The organism is Shouchella hunanensis (genome assembly GCF_028735875.1).
Lineage (GTDB): Bacteria > Bacillota > Bacilli > Bacillales > Bacillaceae_D > Shouchella > Shouchella hunanensis.
Map to the genome: position 1 here is coordinate 553,643 of NZ_CP117834.1, position 21,813 is coordinate 575,455.

17 protein-coding genes are annotated in these 21,813 nt (G+C 37.9%); 7 read left to right on the plus strand and 10 right to left on the minus strand.

The genetic code is table 11. The features are described 5' to 3' along the window. Window positions 1–12: 12 nt before the first annotated feature. From opp4B to PQ477_RS03025, 4 genes are read right to left on the minus strand one after another with little or no spacing between them, the layout of a single operon-like run. Window positions 13–975, minus strand: a complete 963-nt coding sequence (gene opp4B / locus PQ477_RS03010) for an oligopeptide ABC transporter permease (protein ID WP_035394672.1) — start codon at window positions 973–975, stop codon at window positions 13–15. Window positions 976–977: 2 nt separating this feature from the next. Then, the gene (locus PQ477_RS03015; protein ID WP_035394674.1) at window positions 978–1,904 is read right to left on the minus strand and encodes an ABC transporter ATP-binding protein; all 927 of its coding nucleotides are present in this window, start codon (window positions 1,902–1,904) and stop codon (window positions 978–980) included. Then, window positions 1,885–2,907 carry an ABC transporter ATP-binding protein gene (locus PQ477_RS03020; RefSeq protein WP_035394675.1) on the minus strand — a complete coding sequence of 341 codons (1,023 nt, stop codon included), beginning with the start codon at window positions 2,905–2,907 and terminating at the stop codon, window positions 1,885–1,887. Before PQ477_RS03020 ends, PQ477_RS03015 begins: the two co-directional genes overlap by 20 nt. Before the next feature lie 46 nt (window positions 2,908–2,953). Further along, entirely contained in the window at window positions 2,954–3,412 is a 459-nt protein-coding gene (locus PQ477_RS03025; RefSeq protein ID WP_274272935.1) for an Lrp/AsnC family transcriptional regulator, read from the minus strand. Between the two features lie 444 nt (window positions 3,413–3,856). Here PQ477_RS03025 and PQ477_RS03030 point away from each other — a divergent pair, with 444 nt between their 5' ends. Then, window positions 3,857–4,879, plus strand: a complete 1,023-nt coding sequence (locus PQ477_RS03030; protein WP_035394680.1) for an LCP family protein — start codon at window positions 3,857–3,859, stop codon at window positions 4,877–4,879. A gap of 203 nt (window positions 4,880–5,082) precedes the next feature. Continuing rightward, window positions 5,083–9,000: an SH3 domain-containing protein gene (locus PQ477_RS03035; RefSeq protein WP_274272936.1), complete on the plus strand. Its 3,918-nt coding sequence runs from the start codon at window positions 5,083–5,085 to the stop codon at window positions 8,998–9,000. A gap of 98 nt (window positions 9,001–9,098) precedes the next feature. On the opposite strand, the gene PQ477_RS03040 is transcribed toward PQ477_RS03035, so the two are convergent. From PQ477_RS03040 to PQ477_RS03065, 6 genes are all read right to left on the minus strand, one after another. Continuing rightward, window positions 9,099–11,270 (minus strand): CDP-glycerol:glycerophosphate glycerophosphotransferase, encoded by a 2,172-nt coding sequence (locus PQ477_RS03040; protein ID WP_274272937.1) that lies wholly within the window; start codon window positions 11,268–11,270, stop codon window positions 9,099–9,101. A 71-nt stretch (window positions 11,271–11,341) separates the two neighbouring features. Further along, window positions 11,342–11,737 (minus strand): glycerol-3-phosphate cytidylyltransferase, encoded by a 396-nt coding sequence (gene tagD / locus PQ477_RS03045; protein ID WP_274272938.1) that lies wholly within the window; start codon window positions 11,735–11,737, stop codon window positions 11,342–11,344. 109 nt (window positions 11,738–11,846) lie between these two features. Next, window positions 11,847–12,611: a CDP-alcohol phosphatidyltransferase family protein gene (locus PQ477_RS03050; RefSeq protein ID WP_060705725.1), complete on the minus strand. Its 765-nt coding sequence runs from the start codon at window positions 12,609–12,611 to the stop codon at window positions 11,847–11,849. Between the two features lie 3 nt (window positions 12,612–12,614). Then, a complete protein-coding gene (locus PQ477_RS03055; RefSeq protein WP_274272939.1) occupies window positions 12,615–13,796 on the minus strand; it encodes a CDP-glycerol glycerophosphotransferase family protein in 1,182 nt (393 codons plus the stop codon). Between the two features lie 69 nt (window positions 13,797–13,865). Beyond that, window positions 13,866–15,242: a sugar transferase gene (locus PQ477_RS03060; RefSeq protein ID WP_274272940.1), complete on the minus strand. Its 1,377-nt coding sequence runs from the start codon at window positions 15,240–15,242 to the stop codon at window positions 13,866–13,868. A gap of 160 nt (window positions 15,243–15,402) precedes the next feature. Next, entirely contained in the window at window positions 15,403–16,428 is a 1,026-nt protein-coding gene (locus tag PQ477_RS03065; protein ID WP_274272941.1) for a glycosyltransferase family 2 protein, read from the minus strand. A gap of 127 nt (window positions 16,429–16,555) precedes the next feature. On the opposite strand from PQ477_RS03065, the gene PQ477_RS03070 reads away from it, so the two are divergent. The 5 genes from PQ477_RS03070 (at window position 16,556) to PQ477_RS03090 (ending at window position 21,807) form a co-directional block, all read left to right on the plus strand. Next, window positions 16,556–17,338 (plus strand): SGNH/GDSL hydrolase family protein, encoded by a 783-nt coding sequence (locus PQ477_RS03070; RefSeq protein ID WP_035397628.1) that lies wholly within the window; start codon window positions 16,556–16,558, stop codon window positions 17,336–17,338. Window positions 17,339–17,597: 259 nt separating this feature from the next. After that, on the plus strand, window positions 17,598–17,990 hold the full coding sequence (gene nrdI / locus PQ477_RS03075) for a class Ib ribonucleoside-diphosphate reductase assembly flavoprotein NrdI (RefSeq protein WP_060705721.1): 393 nt from the start codon (window positions 17,598–17,600) through the stop codon (window positions 17,988–17,990). After that, on the plus strand, window positions 17,911–20,055 hold the full coding sequence (gene nrdE / locus PQ477_RS03080) for a class 1b ribonucleoside-diphosphate reductase subunit alpha (protein WP_274272942.1): 2,145 nt from the start codon (window positions 17,911–17,913) through the stop codon (window positions 20,053–20,055). The genes nrdI and nrdE overlap by 80 nt, the downstream gene beginning before the upstream one ends. A gap of 36 nt (window positions 20,056–20,091) precedes the next feature. After that, on the plus strand, window positions 20,092–21,072 hold the full coding sequence (nrdF, locus tag PQ477_RS03085) for a class 1b ribonucleoside-diphosphate reductase subunit beta (RefSeq protein WP_144559480.1): 981 nt from the start codon (window positions 20,092–20,094) through the stop codon (window positions 21,070–21,072). A gap of 111 nt (window positions 21,073–21,183) precedes the next feature. Then, entirely contained in the window at window positions 21,184–21,807 is a 624-nt protein-coding gene (locus PQ477_RS03090; protein WP_035397633.1) for a hypothetical protein, read from the plus strand. Window positions 21,808–21,813 lie beyond the last annotated feature (6 nt).

Sequence of the window (21,813 nt, forward strand, 5' to 3'; positions counted from 1 at the left end):
ATCCTCACCCTCTTACTTAATACGAATTCGTGGGTCTACCATGCTTAAAATAATGTCTGACAACATTGTTCCAACTACAGCTAAACAACCAGATAGTAATAAGAGCGCAGTGACGACACTATAATCTCTGTTATTTATAGAAGATATTAGCAAATCCCCTATTCCCGGAAAGCTAAAGACCCTTTCAATAAAAACAGAACCACCTAATATCCCTGTAATTTCGTATCCGAAGAAGGCAGCGATAGGAAGTAGAGAATTTCTGAAAATATGCTTATTGTAAACTCTATTTTCACTTGCTCCCTTTGCCTTAGCAGTTAAGATAAATTCTTTATGTTTAATATCTATAATCTCACTTCTTAAATATTGCACAGTTCCAACAGTCGTTATGAGAGCAAGAGATAGTGCTGGCAACGTCATATGATAAATTTTACTTATATAGTATTCAAACGTCCCTGTTACAAGACCAGGAGAAACACTTCCACTAACAGGAAACCAGTTTAAACGGAAACCAAAAACAAATAGTGCAATAAGCCCAAAAATAAAGCTTGGAACTGCAAAACCAACGTATGTATAACCTGCAATAGCACGGTCTGCCCATGTATCATTAAAGCGTCCACTTACAATTCCTAAAGGAATGGCAATCAAATAAGAAAAGAGTAAGGTAAGCACCCCTAGTCCCGCTGTGTTTAACAAGCGATCGCCAATGAGTTCTGTAACATCCATTTTGTAGCGAAACGACTGACCAAAATCCCCTGTTATGGCGTTTCCTATCCACCGCCCATACTGTTGATACCAAGGATCGTTCAACCCATGTATCTCCCGTAATTCTGCTAAACGCTCTGCCGTAATACTAGGATCTATCATCCCTGTAAACGGATCACCTGGCATTTGACTAGCTAAAATGAACACAAGTATACTTAGAAAGAACAACTGTGGAACAGCAATTAACATACGTCTAACAATAAATTTCCACATCGTTAACTCCCTTCCGGCATTGCAACTCTATGAGTTTCAGACAAACTTTTTAAAGGGTATGCAAGTCCTTCATGATCAAAATAATCTTGTGTATTCGTTTCATACTCTTCATTTATTTTCTTTCGAATCAATTGAATATCTCCTCTTTTTGTTGGATCAATATCTGGAATAGAGGATATTAACCTTCGCGTATAGATGTGCTGCGGGTTAGTAAAAATGTCATCAGGTGTTCCTTCCTCTACAAATCTACCTTTATACATAATGCCGATATGATCGCATATATGGCGTATGATGCCTAAATCATGACTTATAAAGAAGTAAGTTAAATTTAAATCCTTTTGAATATCTTGCATAAAATTTAACACTTGAGCTTGAACAGAGACGTCTAATGCAGAAACTGGTTCATCTGCTATTATTAATTTTGGCTTTAAGGCTATTGCCCGAGCGATACCAATACGTTGTCGCTGTCCGCCTGAAAATTCGTGCGGGTATTTAAAAATACTATCAGGACTTATACCTACTCGTTCTAGTAGCTCTTGAACAGCTCGCTGCTCTTCTCGCTTTGTCATTTTTTCGAAATTCCTAAATGGTTCTGCAACAATGTCTATGATTCTTTTTTTAGGATTTAATGAAGAATAGGGGTCTTGAAAAACCATTTGTACATCTCTTCTAAACTCTTTTATATTTCGCTTCGTTACTTCTTTATTATTAATAAAGATCTGACCGGACGTAATATCATTTAATCCAATAATGCCTCGTCCAGTTGTCGTCTTACCGGAACCGGACTCACCAACTAGACCATATGTTTTTCCTTCTTCTAGTGAAATGTTTAATCCATCAACAGCTTTTACATACCCAACGGTTCTTTTTAAAATACCTGCTTTAATAGGGAAATGTATTTTTAAATCTTTAATTTGCAGAAATCCCATCCACTACTTCCTCCTTAGATGCAAATTCAAATGTCTTGTAGCAACTACAACGAACATAATGATGTGGTGATATTTCATGAAGCTGAGGGTTTTCCTCATGAGCTGCATCACCAATCCATGGAATGCGTTCTGCAAATCGACAGCCCGTTCTAGGTAAATTCACTAAAGAAGGTACTACCCCTTGAATAACATGTAACTTTGTTTTAGCCGTATTGTTGGTTGGATTTGATTGTAATAGCGACCTCGTGTATGGGTGCTTTGGATTTGCAAATAACTCTTCAACGGGAGCTAATTCAACAATTTGACCAGCATACATAACAGCCACTTTATCCGCCATTTCCGCGACAACACCTAAATCATGGGTAATCAGAATAACGCCACTATTCAATTCATTTTTAAGCTTGCTTATCAGCCCTAATATTTGCGCTTGTATCGTTACATCAAGTGCGGTCGTTGGTTCATCCGCTATTAAAAATGCAGGGTTACAAGAAATGGCAATCCCTATCACCACTCTTTGTCTCATTCCACCAGAAAGTTCATGTGGGTATTGATTGTAAACCACCTCTGGTCTTGAAATACCAACTTGTTGTAAGAGCTCTAATACTCTATTTTTACGCTCTATTTTTGTTAAATCCGTATGTAAAATAAGTGATTCTTCGAGTTGTTTCCCAATTATCATTAGTGGGTTTAGCGCTGACATTGGGTCTTGGAAAATCATTCCTAATTCTCCGCCTCTTAACTTCTGTAATCTTGCTTCAGATACTTTGGCAATATCTTCACCTTTATAGTTTATTTCACCTTCAATTTTCGATTTACCTTTTGGATGTAAACCTAGAATAGAAAACCCTAAAGCACTTTTTCCTGAACCAGATTCGCCAACAATGCCAAGAATTTCATTTTTATTTACTGTGAGCGTGACATCGTCAACAGCGGCATAATATTCATTATTAATTCGAAAAGATGTTTTTAAATTCTGAATCTGAAGAAGTCTATTGTCCGACATCTTATCCCACCTGACCATTTAAATGTTTAGTCTATTTACGATTATCTCATTTATCTGTCAATGAATAACCTAAAACATCCTTGTACGCTTTTAGCTGTATACTGACGTCCAGTTGATGAATAGAAGTTGATTGCGCTAGTGTTTCATTTACAAACCTTAGTAGCCGCTCATTGTCGTTGAAATAGGCTTGCACGATGAAGTGATGATAGCCGGATACCGAATCAACGCAAATGATTTCTTTAAACGAAGCTAGCCATTTCCCAACCTCATCTTGTTTTCCAACCTTGACATTTATACCAATAATCGCTTTTACGCTTAAGCCTAATTTGATTGGATCAATCTTAATAATAAAGTCAAAAACACCGCTATTAACCATTTTCTTTGAGCGTTGCCTAATGGTTCCTTCACTTACGTGCAATTCTCTTGCTATTTGACTATACGTATATTTACCGTTTTTTTGGTATAAATCCAATATTTTAAAATCTAGCGCGTCAAGTTTCTCCATCTCGTATCACTCTCTATTTCCCAACTTTGATTTAAACTTCCGCTACGAATTCATGAAACAATAATCAGATTTATTCATTTTTTCGTAAAAGTTATTGTCAGTATAAAAGAACCCTTTGTAGAAAGCAACAAATTTTTTAGACAAATGTGACTATAATTTATAGTTTTACAAACTTTTTGATAGTCACGTTTTTTCAGTATACCATATCTTAAAATAATGTATATTATTATTTTTTCACATTATTCTAACCTTTCTCCTACTAAAAACAAGCTCATTTATTATACTGTCAAATTATTCTCGTTAGTTGGGACAAGTTGTCAAGTAATCTGACAAAATTTCTATTATTTTACGTTCTATTCACACGACAGATTATGCTATAATTTGACCTTGGAATGTTGACAAACTTATTTTTTATAAATTGTAGTGAAATGAGGGATGAATACAATGGATGATACGCGTAAATATCGTCGAAAACAAAAGAAGAAACGACTGCTTTTAAAGACGATATTAGCTACAGCGTTAATTGCTATTTTAGCAGTCGGCACTGGTGCCTGGTACGTTGTCAATCAATTAAATGATACAGCTTCTAGCGCTTATCAAGGATTAAATCGTGGTGAAATGTCTGAATTACGGGTCGAGCCTGTAGACATCGGTAAAGATAATTTTTCAATGCTTATACTCGGCAGTGACTTCCGAGAAGGCGATAGTGGCGGTGAACGAACAGATACTATGCTAGTCGCTACCTTTAATAAAGGGGATCGTTCTATTAAACTGACGAGTATTCCACGCGATACGTATACGGAAATTATTGGTTATACAGAGGGACCTTTTTACGATAAAATCAACCATGCAAATGCCTTTGGTGGCATTGATATGGCAATTGATACTGTCGAAAACCTTCTAGATATTCCGATCGATCATTATGCATTAGCCCGTTTTGATGGATTAGTCGATATTATTGATGCGTTAGATGGGATTGAAATTGATGTAACATATGAATTTGACTTTAAAGAAAAAAGTCGTAATGTCGATTTTACATTTACAAAAGGACCAACCCATATGGACGGTGAAAAAGCTCTCGCCTATGCCCGTGAAAGAAAATCGGCTGAGAGTGGTGGAGATAAAGGACGAGGCATTCGTCAGCAACAAGTTATTGAAGCTATTATTGACCGAGCAGCATCTCTTTCTAGCATTACCCGATTTAACGATCTGTTTGATGCTGTTGGAAACAATCTTCAGATGGACTTAACATTCGGAAATATTGTCTCTCTACATGGCTACGCTTCTTCAATCGATACCATTGAGACACTCCAAGTGCATACGAATGGTCAAATGCGCCCAGATATTTATGGAAATAACATTTGGTATGAGGATGCTGTTGAAGAAGACTTATATGCATTGCAACAAACATTAAGAGAGCATTTAGAACTCCCTATAGACACTGAAAATGAACTTTATACGCAATAAAATGAAGAGACTAGACATCGATCTAGTCTTTTTTTGTAAAAAAGAAAAAATGAGTCATTCTAACTAGGTTTTATTCTTTATAATAAGAGGTATAGTGACAGGATCTCTCAATATTTGCGGGATGATTAAAAATCTCCTCAACTCTATTAATATATGAAACAATTGTTTCGATAAATATAGTTGAGGAAGAACAAAATTCGGAGGTGTTTATCATAAAAACGAAAATTCTAGTTACAAGTGGATCAGCCTCCGCGCTCACTCTAATCGCAACGGCTTTCCCTCTTCAAACAACGTTCGCAAATTCCTTTACAGTCGTTGAAAATCATTACCCTATCTCATTTAACGATGCAGTCGACCGGCAAATGGGATTGTCTGCCCCACCACAAACTGATCGAAATGGACGATGGCAAAACGCGTCCAGGAATGATGTAGCCTACTACATGAATCCTAATAATTTTAATCAAGGAACATCTGCTTATTTACAGTTTCTTGACTTAAGCTCTAGTGCAGGTTTAAGTGCGCAGTCCATTAACTCCCAACTTCTATCTAATAAAGGGACTCTATCTGGACATGGTCAAACATTTATTAATGCGAGTAAACTGCATGGCGTAAATGAAATCTATCTTATCTCTCACGCATTATTGGAAACAGGTAATGGTGGTTCCCAACTAGCACGAGGGGTTCAATATAACGGTCGAACCGTTTACAACATGTACGGAATTGGCGCTTTTGACGGAAATGCAGTACAAGCAGGCGCCCGCTATGCTTATAATCAAGGTTGGTTTACACCTGAAGATGCCATCATTGGTGGTGCTCGTTTCGTTTCTAACAATTACTTTGCTAGAGGTCAGACAACGCTTTATAAAATGCGCTGGAATCCTGCTTCTCCTGGGACATATCAGTATGCAACCGATGTCGGTTGGGCTGTCAAGCAAACCCACCAGATGGCAAATTTATATGGATTAGTCGATAACTATAATTTGCAATTTTCCGTTCCCGTCTACAATAATCAGCCAGTAGGAAATCAACCAGGTGACAATGAACTTGAGCCATTACCACCAAATACATATGGTACTACTACTGCAAGATTAAATGTGCGAACAGGCCCAGGTACAAGTCATTCTGTTTTAACTACGTTAAATAAAGACGAACGAGTTGAGTTAATTGCTAAAACGGGACAATGGTACCAAATTAAAGTTGGAAATGTAGAAGGCTATGTATCAGGACAATTTTTAACGTTTTCGCAAGAAAGTGAAGACCAAATTGAAGAAGTGGATGAAGAGATTATCGCGGAAGGTAAAACAACGGCGCGTTTAAATTTACGAGCCCAGCCAAACACGAATAGTTCGATTCGCACAACTCTTTCCAAAGACCAAACTGTGCAAATCGTAAAGAAAGAAGGCAACTGGTATTTTGTAAGAGTTGGCTTTCAAACTGGTTGGGTTTCTGCTGATTTTGTCTCCATTACAAGCGACAATGTTGAAGAGAATAAGCCTTCTCTTGGGTCCGCTACAACGACAGCTCGCTTAAACCTTCGTTCGGGTGCAGGCACTTCTCACCGAGTCTTAACGACGCTTCCGGTTGGACAGAAATTAGAGCTTCTTCAAAAACAAGGCAACTGGTATCAAGTTAAAGCCGGCAATCAAACTGGTTGGGTTTCTGCTGACTTCATTAAAACTGATGGGAACAATGTCGGAGACAACAAGCCTTCTCTTGGCTCTGCTACAACGACAGCTCGCTTAAACCTTCGTTCAGGTGCGGGCACATCTCACCGAGTCTTAACAACGCTTCCGGTTGGACAGAAATTAGAGCTCCTTCAAAAACAAGGCAACTGGTATCAAGTTAAGGCCGGCAATCAAACTGGTTGGGTTTCTGCTGACTTCATTAAAACTGATGGGAACAATGTCGGAGAAAACAAGCCTTCTCTTGGCTCTGCTACAACGACAGCTCGCTTAAACCTTCGTTCGGGTGCGGGCACGTCTCACCGAGTCTTAACAACACTTCCGGTTGGACAGAAATTAGAGCTTCTTCAAAAACAAGGCAACTGGTATCAAGTTAAGGCCGGCAATCAAACTGGTTGGGTTTCTGCTGACTTCATTAAAACTGATGGGAACAATGTCGGAGACAACAAGCCTTCTCTTGGCTCTGCTACAACGACAGCTCGCTTAAACCTTCGTTCAGGTGCGGGCACGTCTCACCGAGTCTTAACAACACTTCCGGTTGGACAGAAATTAGAGCTTCTTCAAAAACAAGGCAACTGGTATCAAGTCAAAGCCGGCAATCAAACTGGTTGGGTTTCTGCTGACTTCATTAAAACTGATGGGAACAATGTCGGAGACAACAAGCCTTCTCTTGGGTCCGCTACAACGACAGCTCGCTTAAACCTTCGTTCAGGTGCAGGCACGTCTCACCGAGTCTTAACGACGCTTCCGGTTGGACAGAAATTGGAGCTTCTTCAAAAACAAGGCAACTGGTATCAAGTTAAGGCCGGCAGTCAAACTGGTTGGGTTTCTGCTGACTTCATTAAAACAAATGGGAATAATGTCGGAGAAAACAAGCCTTCTCTTGGCTCTGCTACAACGACAGCTCGCTTAAACCTTCGTTCGGGTGCGGGCACGTCTCACCGAGTCTTAACGACGCTTCCGGTTGGACAGAAATTGGAGCTTCTTCAAAAACAAGGCAACTGGTATCAAGTCAAAGCCGGCAATCAAACTGGTTGGGTTTCTGCTGACTTTCTTTCCACTAATTCAGAGGCAAAGAAAGAAGAGACAATTGTAACAAAAGCTGGTGAAACAACAGCACGATTAAATTTACGTGAAGGCGCTGGAACTTCCTACAAAGTTCTCACTACATTAAATAAAGGCCAATCTGTTGAGATTTTGAGCACTAAGAGCGGCTGGCATCAAATAAAGGTTGGTTCACAAACTGGCTGGGTTTCTGCACAGTATGTACAAGAAAAGAGTTCTGAGCCTAGTATTCAAGCAATGTCGCGCTCACTAATGGGTCCAATGTTTGTAGACGAACCAGAAACCGTGATCGAAGAACCTCTACAAGCAGAAGAAACTGATGGAGAGAGTGGACAGGACAACTCCTCTAAACAAGAAAAGCCTGAGAAGGAACTAGATTCTAATAAACAAAGCGCTGAAACTGTTCCAAATAAGGAAAAAGATTTATCAAATCAGGAAACGGATTCTAAAAAAGAGCCGGCTTCTGCTGTCGATGATGTCGATAACGATTTAGTCTCTGATAGCGAGGACGATTCTTCTTCTGAGATCGGTGATAATGATTCTGGCTCTGATAGAAATGACGATTCTTCTTCTGAAGCCGTTGATAGCGATTCAGTCCCTGAGAGTGATGATTCTTCTTCTGAGGTCGTTGATAACGATTTAGTCTCTGATAGCGAGGACGATCCTTCTTCTGATGACGGTGATAGCGACTCAGTCCCTGAGAGTGATGATTCTTCTTCTGAAGGCGTTGATAACGATTCTGGCTCTGATAGCGATGACGACCCTTCTTCTGAAGTCGTTGATAACGATCTAGTTTCTGAGAGTGACGATTCTTCTTCTGAAGTCGTTGATAACGATCTAGTTTCTGAGAGTGACGATTCTTCTTCTGATGACGGTGATAGCGACTCAGTCCCTGAGAGTGACGATTCTTCTTCTGAGATCGGTGATAACGATCTAGTTTCTGAGAGTGACGATTCTTCTTCTGAAGTCGTTGATAACGATCTAGTTTCTGAGAGTGATGATTCTTCTTCTGATGACGGTGATAGCGACTCAGTCCCTGAGAGTGACGATTCTTCTTCTGAGATCGGTGATAACGATCTAGTTTCTGAGAGTGACGATTCTTCTTCTGAAGTCGTTGATAACGATCTAGTTTCTGAGAGTGATGATTCTTCTTCTGAAGGCGTTGATAACGATTCTGGCTCTGATAGCGATGACGACTTTATTACGTTAACGATTGACACTGACTTGTTAGTCTCTGCGGATAATGACAGTGATATCTTGCTTCAATTAGTTAAGGGGCAATCTGTTGAGGTTCTAGAAACGCATTCAGGTTATGTTAAAATCAAAGTGAATGGAAAAGAAGGCTGGATAAAAAATACAGGGATTATCCTATAATTTCTGCACTCCTGCTATAAATCATGTTTAGCAGGAGTTTTTTAACAACAAATAAACCGTACTCTAGTTATTGGAGGCTAGAATACGGTTTATTTTTTTTACTTACTGTTTACAATCACTTTTTCAGCAATATGCTTTGATGCTTGTCCATCATCTAAGTGACAATACTCGTTATGGAAATCCTCCAGTATCGTAGCATACTTTTGTTTCGTTTCCTCTAACCGATCTAATGCATTCACAACATCTTCTGTTGTTTTCAACAAAGGACCAGGTGCTTCGGTCTCCAAATCAAGATAAAAGCCTCTAAGCGTATCCCTATACTTTTCTAGATCATAAGTAAAAAATAAGATTGGGCGTTTGAGGTTTGCATAATCAAAAAATACGGAAGAATAGTCTGTAATTAATACATCTGATATTAAGTAAAGCTCCGTTATGTCATCATAATCTGATACGTTCAACACAAAATCTTCCACACCTGAAAAATCCAGCTTGTCCGCAATAAAATAATGTGTGCGAATTAAAAAGAAATACTCATTTCCTAATCTTTCTTTTAATCGATTTAAATCCAACTGCAACTTAAATTTATATTGACCAGGTTTATAAAACTCATCATCTCGCCACGTTGGTGCATACAAGACAATCTTTTTATCTTGTGGAACACGTAATCGTTCTTTATATTCAGCTGCCAGTTGATCCTTATTATCCGCATACAATAAGTCATTTCTAGGATACCCATATTCAAGAATGTGGTTATCAAATAAAAAGGCACTCTTGAATATTTTTGTTGAATAATGATTTGCCGAAACAAGGTAGTCCCAAGCTCTCGATTGATCATAAAAGTCTTTTTTATAGTTAGGATTGGCAGAATGAACATCATTCATATCAAACACTAGTTTCTTTAAAGGGGTACCATGCCAAGTTGCTAGAAAAACTTGATTCGGTCGTTTTATAAACCACTTTGGCTGACGCATATTGTTTACATGGTACTTAGCTTTTGCCATGTAATACATATGTTTAAAACTAAATCGTTTTACTTTCGTAACACCAGTAGGTTCTATTCTTGAAGGATCATTAAATACCCAGACATGTTTGTACTTGTTTGGATAGTGCTTATTTAAATACTCATAAATATACTTTGGGCTATCTGAGTAGTTGCGTCCTAAGAAACTCTCATACAAAATAACATTCTTATTAATCCTTGTTTTCTTTGATAAGAAAGTTTGATAAAGAACTCGATTCAGTGTTTTTGGTTTTTTAAGTACCTTTTTCACAGTTCTGAAGAAAATTCTTCTATTCGCCAGCTTAGTCGCTTTAGCATACTTTTCTTCTATTAAAAATTTAACTTCTTTCTCATGAATGGACCTAGCAAATTGGACATTATTCAAACCAATTTTATTAAAGCTACTTGCCCATACTTTTTTTATTTCATTAAATTCATCTTGCGAATAAATTTGATTTAAATACTTATATTGATAGGCTTTTAAAAATTTGGCGATTAATTCAGCCTTTAGTGCACCATCTTCGTCAGTTAACAAAGCAATAGCATCTGCCATACCAATAGGATAATAAATGGAACCATCTAACTCTTGGTTTACAGAAGGATTTTTTATAGGATCATTTCGTACATATTTTTGATACAATGCATCTTTCTCATACACAATCGGCTTCTTTGTTACTTTATATGCTTGCGTTGTAAAAATTACATCTGCATGACCTACTTTTTCTTCATCAAAAAGTATAGTATGCTTTGAAATTAAATCTTTTCTAAATAACGTGTTTAAAGCCGAGATCCGATATTTCTTTTCAGCTAATGTAACAGGCTTACTTATACGATTATCGAGAAGTCTTTTTAACAGAATATTATATGTTGGTGAATCAATATCTTTTTGGAATGTCGTTTCTTTTAAAGCACCTAAAATAATGTCATAGCCAATCCCTTCGCTCATGGCCGATTCCATTAGAATATATAGAGTGTGTTCGTGTAAGCGATCATCCACATCTAAAAAATAAATATACTCCCCTTGAGCACTTTGAATTCCTTTATTTCTTTTAGCATAAATGCCTGCATTTTTTTCTTCTATTACACGTATCACTAAGTTTTGATTTAATTTTTGAATGTCTTTAACGTGTTCAGTAATAAGAGCTGATTCTTGTTCAATAATTAAGATCCATTCAATCCCTGTTTGAATTTGAGCTGCAACCGAGGCCCCACAGCTTCGGATATACATTTCATCCATTGCAGCAACAGGCGTAATTATACTAACATTCACCTTCTTCAATCCTTTCATACAAAAAGAACTCCACACTTTTATTGGTAAGTATGAAGCTCTCAAGACTTTTCTTATTTATTCGCTTCGAGCAATTCCGTTTTAATTTTTGTCGTTGAGATGCCTTCTGTGCGAGGAAGATACACAACTTCACAATATTCTTTTAAGAAGTCAAATTTCCCTTCCCAGTCATCGCCCATAACGAAAACATCTATATCGTGTGCTTGAACGTCAGTCACTTTTTGTTCCCAATTATCTTCAGCAATGACTTCATCCACATAACGAATTGCCTCTAAAATCATTTTACGGTTTTCAAAGCTGTGGTACGCTTCTTTTTCTTTTAATGCATTAAATTCATCAGACGATATTGCAACAATTAAATAATCGCCTAAATCTTTTGCGCGTTGTAGTAAGTTAATATGACCCCAGTGTAATAAATCAAATGTTCCATACGTAATGACTTTTTTCAATGTGATCTCCTCCTATCAAGATTCTTTCTATATGATTCTTTTATATTTGTGGGTGTATGTTTACAATAGGCACATTATAACATAGAATACGTTCTCTCACCTTGTAATATCATGGTTCTTTAGGAAAACTCTTAACGGTTATAAAAAAGCGCGCAACCACTTTTAAGGCAAAGATAAATAAAAATAAGACCATGTACCACACTTGCCATGATACAGTTTGAAAACCAGTCACAAGCGTAATAAGCAATAGTGTTGCAAAAAATCCAGGTAATCCTAATAAGACACCAGCAAACTCAAATATAACCGATTTCGTACGTATTTTATTGACTGGATCGCGCTCATCTTGTGCTGAAGAACGTGTTAATTGAAATGCAATTGGCACAAAAAGTGCCATAATAATTAATGTGAACACGCTATACAAGCCAATAAGCTCCATACCTGTTAACTGCAGCGAACCCTTTATAACAAGTAACGCTAATGGTATGGACAAGAACACAGGCAGCGTAGCGCCTTGAATTAATAAATCAATAAAATACCCTTTCTTCGACGTGTTCTTCGTAAGCCTTGCTACTTCTCCATCCACACAATCAAATAAGTAACCAAGGTTATAGAAAACAAACGCCATTAAAAACCCTAAAGGCGTTGCTTGTATGAGCCAGGCTCCTGAGGAAACAACAAATAGTGCACTAAGCCAACTAATTGCATTGGGTGTGAGCTTAAGCTTTATAAAAAGGATGGTTACAAAGATTGATATTCTTCTTAGTACATACCACGACCACAAGTCTTCTTTTGCACTATACGACTGTGATTGTTCTCGTAGATTTCTAATACGTTTTGTATCAAACCAGGTCGAAGCAATCATTTCGTGTTTCATTCTTTATTCCCCTGCCTTAAAAACGTTCTGCACGACCCGGCTTGTTGCTTTTCCATCATCAAACAAGCAGAATTTATTAAAAAATGCTTCATATTTCAGTTGATTATTCTCTGTAGAAGAGCGTTCAATTGCCTGTATACATTCATCTGTTGTTTTTACAATTGACCCTGGTGCATGTTCTTCTAAAGAAAAATAAAACCCTCTAATATCGTCTCGATACTCTTCTAGATCGTATGTGAAGAAAATAATTGGTCGCTTTAAAATGGCAAAATCAAAAAATACTGAAGAGTAATCGGTAATGAGTAGATCTGATATTAAATAAAGCTCATTAATGTCTTGATTCTTTGTTACATCGTATACAAACCCTTTATACTCGCTAAAATCTGGTGCTTTCGTTATAAATGAATGCAGCCGCATTAAGATGATATAGTCATCACCCAGCTGCTCTTGGCAACGCTTTAGATCCAGCTTAAGGTCAAAATGATACGAACCTGGTCCAGCATTATGATGGTCTCGCCACGTTGGCGCATACAAAATCACTTTTTTATCAAGGGGAATCTTAAGTTCTTTTTTTATCCTCATAATTGTCTGTTCTGTGTTTCCATTAACTAGTTGATCATTTCGTGGGTAACCTGTTTCGAGCATATCTTTATGAAATTGAAACGCTCTTTTAAAGATCTTAGTTGAGTAGGGATTTGGTGAAATTAAATAGTCCCAGTTCTCGACTTCTTTATGAAAATTTTTAATATAGCGGTCACGATTAGTTCCAGGCATTCTCACATCATCCATATCAGCAGCAAGCTTTTTTAGCGGTGTACCATGCCAAGTTTGCAAATAGATTGTGTGTGATGGCTTGCTTATCCAGTTCGGCATTCGGCTGTTAGTTACCCAATAACGTGACCGAGCCAACTCAAAAAACCAGCGTAAGCTTAATCGTTTAATATAAGGAATATTTCTTTCTTCAAATTCTTTCACGAAATCTTTGTTTACACTCCATATGAGTTGGTAATCTGTTTTTTCCACCTTCAAGTATTCATAAATAGCTCTTGGGTTACAGCTATATTGTTTGCCAGAATAGCTTTCAAACATTACTTGTTTCTTTTTTACTGGTAATGATGCCGATGCTTGAAAAAAAAGTCGAGTCAACCGTCGAACGATTTTTAACCGCTTCATCTGCTTTAACATAAAATAAAACCCTTTCCGTTACATACAGATTCCCCACATACCTTGTGTAATGTGGGGAATCCCATTTCTTTAATGGCTCTGTTGTTTCTTTGTGAAATAAGAGACCTTTTTATTTTTGGTTGAATTCGTTTCCCCTTCTGATTTCGCCTTATTAATGACCACGAGTATGGTCTGCATTAAAATGGTTAAGTCTAACCAGAAAGAATAGTTTCGAATATAGTGTAAATCAAATTTTAGTTTTTTATCCGCATCTGTTGTATATTTACCCATTACTTGCGCATAGCCAGTAATTCCTGGTTTTACAGCATGGCGGTAGTTAAACCATTTGTTTTCTCGTTGAAACTGTTTTGTGAAGAATTCACGCTCTGGTCTCGGACCAACAAGAGACATATCTCCTTTTAATACATTAATTAACTGGGGTAATTCATCAATTCTTGTTTTACGAATAAATTTACCCATTTTTGTAATACGGTCATCATTTGATTTTGCTAGCACTGGACCTGTTTTTGATTCGGCATCAATGACCATGGAACGGAACTTTAAAATGTTGAACGGCTTATGGTTTTTCCCAACCCGCTCTTGTTTAAAAAATACTGGGCCACGATCTTCAATCTTAATGCCGATTGCTGTCACAACCATAACTGGCAATGTTGCCACAATCATCGCTACAGCTGCCGCGATGTCAACACCTCGTTTAATGAGTAGCTGTGTTAACGAAAGCGTAAATGGTCTTACTTGCATCACCATCGTGTCATCCATTGTTGTTACAGATGTATTCATAAGCAGCATGTCATTCACTTTCGGTACAACGTAGACAAGCTTTTTATTTTTCATCGCATGAAACATCAAACGATCTTTCTTTTCTTCTTCTAATTCTGAACCAATGAAGACGACGTTAAACTGGTTAATTTGTGTACGCAATTGCGCAAGCGATTCTTTTTTATCATACCATCTGACATAGCTGCTCTTTGAAAGAAAGGATGCTAAGCTATCTTCCATTTCTTCGAATTCTTTTTCTGTTCCGATGAACATCACTTTGCCTTTTCTCGATAGCTGGCTATATTTTGTAAAAGCCGATTTCCATACTAATAAAGCGGTAAAGGCAATTCCATGTGCAGATAATAGGACTGAACGCGGCATGGCAAACTCTCGGAAAAAGAAGGAAACCGTCATCGTAATTAATAAAATGAACGTAACAGCAATAGCTAATTTCCTAACAATATCCCATACATCGTATTGAACCAAACGATCAAGCTCATAGATACCTAAAAAAAGGATGCTAATAACAATAATCCAAGGTAAAATTCCTAAAAACGCGTCATAGTTCTTAGGCGTCATTTGCTCATTAAAAAGAAGGAAGGCAAGACCATATGATAATACAATTAATATTAAATCGACGACCATTGTAAGCGCGCGAGTCGCTCGGTTTGGAATCATATTTGGCATCGTCTTAACTCCTAGTTTCATAGAATTTTAAACTAAGATTCATTTTAGCATAAGTGTGATCGAATGTCTTTTATCAAAAAAAGGTTTGATAAAATACCATACAGATTGTTTTCTTCACATATTCTTTCATAACTAAACCGTTCCATTGATTCGTCGATCCTTACGTATTTGTCCGTTTCACACGCCAATAGCTACGGGAGAAAAAAGCTTGGAATGATGCATACCCTCGCACGAAATGAAGTACGAAAAAAGTTGTTGCACACGGGAGCCAAGCACCTAGTCCATTTTCCTTTGCACATGGATATGATACGGTTAAATTGAGAATGGCGTATAAGAGAACAACGGAACTAAATAAGATGAGTGCACTTGTGCTTAACAATGACGCAATGAGTAAAAGTAAACCGGCTAAAAACGCAAGCAATGGGATACGGTGTCGTAATCCAAGCGCTCCAGGCGTTGCGGCATTCGCAATGATGTTCCATTTACCGTCACCGAGGGATTTATCGATTAGCCCTTTTAATGTCGGTCTTACAAAATAGGTTGATTGGATAGCAGTAGATAAGAAAAAAGTCTTGCCAGCATCGCGCATCCGCTTATGAAACTCAATATCTTCGTTTCGTTTTAAGCGTTCATCAAATAAACCTACGTCTGAAAAGACCGCTCGTTTATAGGCTCCGTAAGGTACTGTATCTACATAGCCTTCCCACTCTTTTCCTTCGAGAGTTCGGAATTTCGAATTTCCTACGCCGAACGGATGTGAGTAGACATACTCATTAATTTTCCCTTGTTTCCCAAGACCACGAGATTGAATAATGCCCCCAACGACATCAGCAGCTGGCTGTCGCTGTATACAGTTGACATAGCGTTGCAAGAAGTCATTTGGGACAGCTGTGTGGCCATCAATTCTCAAAATATACGAACCACTTGCCCCTTTAATTCCAATGTTCCAACCTGTTGGCAATGTTTTTTTAGGATTATCAAGCACGCGTATTCGGTGTCCCTGCTCAACAAACCCTTGAATAATTTCCAATGTACGATCAGTAGAGCGACCGTCAACAACAATAATTTCAAAATCAAATCCGTTTTTTTCTTGCTTTAAAAGGTTTTCCATTAATGTCGCAATATACCGTTCTTCGTTTCGAATGACGAGTAATACACTTAGTTGGATCGTTTTAATTGTAGACATGTCTTCTCCTTATTCATCGGCCTCATGATGGCGACAATGACATTCTAATAGATCAAATAAACTCTTTCTATGTTCGCCAACCATGACTATAATAGATTGTAGATAATTGTCAAGAAAGGACGTAATAATGTTGAAGAAAATAGGTTTCCCTCTTGTTATTCTGTTTAGTATAACAGGAATTATTTTAAGCTATATGTATAATCAACAGCAAATTGCAGAAATTGCCGATGAAGCTACATCATCAATCCCTGTTGAAGAACCCGAAACAAACGAAGAAACAGAGGTTGAGCCCGATATAGACGAAACGGTTTCTTCAGGTTGGCTAGGAAGCCACATAGAAAAAGACTCCTCTCTTACTCAAAAAGTGGTGTTTGTTGGATCCTCATCGTTTACTAGTACTGAAAGTGATCGTGATTGGCCAAGCCTTGTTATGAAGGAAACCGCTCATGCAATCACCGCTACGAAGATTGATTACGAGGTACTAACTTATTCAGGTGAAACGGTCTCTTCTTCTCTTATTGCCGATACAGCGAGTGACATTACCGCAGCGGAGCCTACCATTCTTATTGTTGAATCGTTCTCACTAAACGATAATCAGTATTATCTGCCATTTACTGAACAAGAATCCGTTGATAATCTTTCTCTTTTTCTAACGCATATGGAAAGCGAATTACCTGATACTGAAATCATTGTCGTTCCTTCAAATCCTTTTCCTAATGCCTTACACTATTTAGAAAGGAAAAACACACTCGATGAACAAGCATCTTCACTTCCAGGTACATATGTGGATCACTGGGTGGCGTGGCCTACAGGCGAAGGTTTAGAATCCGTTACTCAAAATCTACGCCCTAATGATGAGGGCCAAGAAATTTGGTCAGAGGCATTTCTAGAATTTTTTATCGATTCATAAGCTTATGTGTTTCTTTTTTTACATGTTAAACAAAAAAATTTCCGTTATAATGGACAGCGTTCTACAAAAAGTAGGGCGTTTTTTCTTTGTCGAAAAAACGTTAAATTACGCTTATCCACAAAGAAAGGGTTGAAACAGCCCTGTTTTTCTCACTTTCCCACAGGCTGGGGATAAAATCAATATGTTGATTTATTTATGTTTATCGTCTACCATATGTGGTATTAAAGATATAGATGATTTATATTGGAGTTGTTCACTAATGAAGATACTTTTCGATTCTAGAACTGGTAATGTTAAGCGATTTACCGAAAAATTACCATTCGAATGTGAACGAATTACTGAGTCGTCATTTGTGGACGAGCCTTATATTCTTCTCACATATACGACAGGTTTTGGTGACTTGTCTCCTAAAACGCGTCAGTTTTTAGAAAGTAATCATAGATGGCTTGTAGCCGTTGCAGCAAGTGGGAATCGCATTTGGGGCGATCGTTTTGCAAGAAGTGCAGACTTAATTGCGGCGATGTATCACGTACCCATTCTTCATAAATTTGAATTAAGTGGCACAGCAACTGATGTTGCACACTTTATACAGGAGGTTCATTCTATTGACAACACTAACGCAAAACTCAGTACCAAAGTGGGTTCAGCTTAACAATGAGCTCATGATCGCCAAAGACGGCTCGTATCAATTTGAAAAAGATAAAGAGGCTGTACATAGTTATTTTGTTGATTATGTGAATCAAAATACTGTCTTCTTCCATGACTTAGAAGAAAAAATGGAGTACCTCGTAAAAAATGATTATTATGAGGAAGAATTACTAGACTTATACACTATGGATGAGATAAAAGAAGTAATGAATGTTGCTTACAATAAAAAATTTCGTTTTCCTTCTTTTATGTCAGCATTTAAATTTTACAACGATTATGCATTAAAGACGAACGACAAAACAAAAATTCTTGAACGGTATGAGGACCGCGTTGCGATTGTAGCGCTTTTCTTCGGGAAAGGCGATGTTGATAAAGCAAGAGCGCTTGTGAAAGCAATGATCTCACAAGAGTTTCAACCGGCTACACCGACGTTTTTAAATGCAGGTAGAAAGCGACGTGGAGAGCTTGTCTCTTGCTTCTTATTAGAAGTGAATGACTCATTAAACGATATTAGTCGTGCCGTTGATATTTCCATGCAACTATCTAAGCTTGGCGGCGGTGTTGCACTAAACCTCTCGAAGTTACGCGCAAAAGGCGAAGCCATTAAAGACGTTGCTAACGCTACTAAAGGGGTTGTTGGCGTTATGAAACTGTTGGATAATGCGTTCCGTTATGCAGATCAAATGGGGCAACGTCAAGGATCTGGTGCAGCTTATTTAAACATTTTCCACGCAGATATTAACGATTTCCTTGATACAAGAAAAATTTCTGCTGACGAAGATGTTCGTGTGAAAACTTTATCTATTGGCGTTGTCATTCCTGACAAATTTATTGAACTCATGCGTGAAGATAAAGATGCGTACCTCTTCTACCCACATACGGTCTACAAAGCGTATGGTGAGCATTTAGATGAAATGAATATGGAAGATATGTATGAGACGTTAGTTGATGATCCAAGGGTACGTAAAGAAAAAATTAACCCTAGACGCTTGTTCCAAAAGCTTGCTATTCTTCGTTCCGAGTCTGGGTACCCATACATTATGTTTGCAGATAATGTGAACAAAGCCCATGCGAACAATCATATTAGTAATGTTAAATTTTCAAATCTCTGTTCTGAAATTCTACAGGCCTCACAAGTTTCAACCTATAATGATTATGATCAAGAAGATGACATCGGCTTAGACATTTCTTGTAACCTTGGTTCAATTAACATAATGAACGTAATGAAAAATCGCTCACTTGAACAAACGGTGTCACTAGCAACTGATGCACTTACAAGAGTGTCCGAGTCAACTAATATTACGAATGCACCAGCTGTTCGTCATGCCAATGAAAAGATGAAATCTATTGGTCTTGGTGCGATGAACCTTCACGGTTATCTTGCTGAACAACATATTGCTTATGAAAGTCCTGAAGCGCGTGACTTTGCTAACACATTCTTTATGGCAATGAACTTTTATTCCATTAAACGATCAGCAGAAATTGCTCGCGACCGTGGTGAAACGTATTATCGATATGATGAAAGCACGTACGCAACAGGTGACTATTTTACGCCTTATCTCACGACAAATTTCACACCACAGTACGACAAAATCGCTGCTCTCTTTGAAGGAATGCATATTCCAACAACTGACGACTGGAAAGAACTTCAAGCTTTTGTTCAAGAGCATGGTCTTTTCCATAGCTATCGATTGGCCATTGCACCAACTGGTTCCATTTCTTATGTTCAATCGGCTACCGCAAGCGTTATGCCAATTATGGAGCGTATTGAGGAACGAACATACGGAAACTCAAAGACGTACTACCCAATGCCAGGCTTAACAGCAAATAACTGGTTCTTCTTTAAAGAAGCATACGACATGGACATGTTTAAAGTCGTCGATATGATTGGAACAATCCAGCAGCATATCGATCAAGGGATTAGCTTTACGCTATTCTTAAAAGACACGATGACGACAAGAGACTTAAACCGAATTGACCTCTACGCTCACCATAAAGGGGTTAAAACGATTTACTATGCACGAACGAAAGATACAGGCCAAGATGACTGCCTATCTTGTGTCGTTTAAGCTTATATCGTGCAACATCAAAAAGGAGCGCAACCTATGACACACGTTTACGACGCAGCAAATTGGTCAAAGCACGAAGATGATTTTACGCAAATGTTTTACAACCAAAACGTTAAACAGTTTTGGCTTCCTGAAGAAGTCGCTTTAAATGGCGACCTTCTTACATGGAAGTACTTATCTGCTAACGAAAAGGATACGTATATGAAAGTGTTAGCCGGGCTAACCTTACTTGATACGGAGCAAGGCAATACAGGAATGCCCATTGTTGCTGAACATGTGAACGGCCATCAGCGAAAAGCGGTTCTTAATTTTATGGCGATGATGGAAAATGCTGTTCATGCAAAATCCTATTCAAACATCTTTATGACTCTTGCCACAACCGAGCAAATTAATGATGTATTTGAATGGGTAAAAGAAAATCCTCGTTTGCAGAAAAAAGCAGATATGATCGTTTCTCTTTATAAAGCGATTCAAACAGGCGATGAGATTTCACTATTTAAAGCAATGGTCGCATCGGTTTACTTAGAAAGTTTCTTGTTTTACAGTGGATTTTATTACCCTCTTTATTTCTATGGGCAAGGTAAGCTTATGCAAAGTGGAGAAATTATTAACTTAATTCTCCGTGACGAGGCTATTCATGGCGTATACGTTGGTTTACTGGCTCAAGAAATTTTCAATAAACAAACACCTGATACGCAAACAGCTTTAAAAGAGTTTTCAATTGATTTATTAAAAGAACTTTACAAGAATGAGCTTGCTTACACAGAAGAATTGTATGACCCAGTTGGCTTGTCACACGATGTTAAAAAGTTTATTCGTTACAATGCAAACAAAGCACTAATGAACCTTGGATTTGATCCCTACTTTGAAGATGAAGAGATTAATCCAATCGTTCTGAACGGCTTAAATACAAAAACAAAGTCACATGATTTCTTCTCAATGAAAGGAAACGGCTATAAAAAAGCAACAGTCGAGCCATTACGAGACGATGATTTCTTTTTTGCCGATCAAACATAAGTATACTAAAGAAAAAAGAGCAGGATCATCTTGCTCTTTTCTTCTTGCGTCTTAAGATGCAGTGTAAGATAATGTAGAAGTTAATCGTTTTTTTGACAAGGAGGTACTATGATGGGCAAGATGGATGAAATGATTGTTGTTGCACCACGTAAACACGTTTTCCATGATGAGTCTCTTGCATTTCAAGGCGTTGTTAGTAACCATGAGCAAGTTGCGACCATTATGAATCGGATTAATCGCCATTTTAGCGAGATGAGACGAGGAAACGCTGAGGAAGACGAGTTATACAAGCAACCCATTCCATATGTCGTCATTCGTAAAGGATCAGCTATTTACGCATATGAGCGGTTAAAAGGCGGCGGAGAAGCGAGACTACACCAAAAGTTATCCATTGGTTTTGGTGGTCATATGAACGCTACATCGTCATCAGATTTTAAAGATATGCTTGAGGCGAATACAGAAAGAGAATTACATGAAGAACTTCAATTCGACCCTACACATATAAAAGGTATGAAAACCATTGGACTTATTAATGATGATGAAAGTGATGTCGGTCGTGTTCATATTGGTATTTTGTCTGTATTAGACCTAGCAGAAGAAGCAACCGTTACAGTAAAAGAAACCAATCAACTTGCGGGTATGTGGCTGACGGTTGAGCAGCTTAGCGAGAAAGAAACATTCGACCGCCTTGAAACATGGTCCCAATTCGTTATTGATATTTTGAAAAAGGGGTAATACACC

Coding starts and splice junctions, on each gene's coding strand:
- PQ477_RS03065 (WP_274272941.1), bottom strand. CDS start 16,428: ATGTCTACAATTAAAACGATCCAACTAAGTGTATTACTCGTCATTCGA.
- PQ477_RS03030 (WP_035394680.1), top strand. CDS start 3,857: ATGGATGATACGCGTAAATATCGTCGAAAACAAAAGAAGAAACGACTG.
- nrdE (WP_274272942.1), top strand. CDS start 17,911: ATGTTGCACACTTTATACAGGAGGTTCATTCTATTGACAACACTAACG.
- opp4B (WP_035394672.1), bottom strand. CDS start 975: ATGTGGAAATTTATTGTTAGACGTATGTTAATTGCTGTTCCACAGTTG.
- PQ477_RS03050 (WP_060705725.1), bottom strand. CDS start 12,611: ATGAAACACGAAATGATTGCTTCGACCTGGTTTGATACAAAACGTATT.
- PQ477_RS03090 (WP_035397633.1), top strand. CDS start 21,184: ATGGGCAAGATGGATGAAATGATTGTTGTTGCACCACGTAAACACGTT.
- PQ477_RS03025 (WP_274272935.1), bottom strand. CDS start 3,412: ATGGAGAAACTTGACGCGCTAGATTTTAAAATATTGGATTTATACCAA.
- PQ477_RS03020 (WP_035394675.1), bottom strand. CDS start 2,907: ATGTCGGACAATAGACTTCTTCAGATTCAGAATTTAAAAACATCTTTT.
- PQ477_RS03070 (WP_035397628.1), top strand. CDS start 16,556: ATGTTGAAGAAAATAGGTTTCCCTCTTGTTATTCTGTTTAGTATAACA.
- nrdF (WP_144559480.1), top strand. CDS start 20,092: ATGACACACGTTTACGACGCAGCAAATTGGTCAAAGCACGAAGATGAT.
- PQ477_RS03060 (WP_274272940.1), bottom strand. CDS start 15,242: ATGCCAAATATGATTCCAAACCGAGCGACTCGCGCGCTTACAATGGTC.
- nrdI (WP_060705721.1), top strand. CDS start 17,598: ATGAAGATACTTTTCGATTCTAGAACTGGTAATGTTAAGCGATTTACC.
- PQ477_RS03015 (WP_035394674.1), bottom strand. CDS start 1,904: ATGGGATTTCTGCAAATTAAAGATTTAAAAATACATTTCCCTATTAAA.
- PQ477_RS03055 (WP_274272939.1), bottom strand. CDS start 13,796: ATGTTAAAGCAGATGAAGCGGTTAAAAATCGTTCGACGGTTGACTCGA.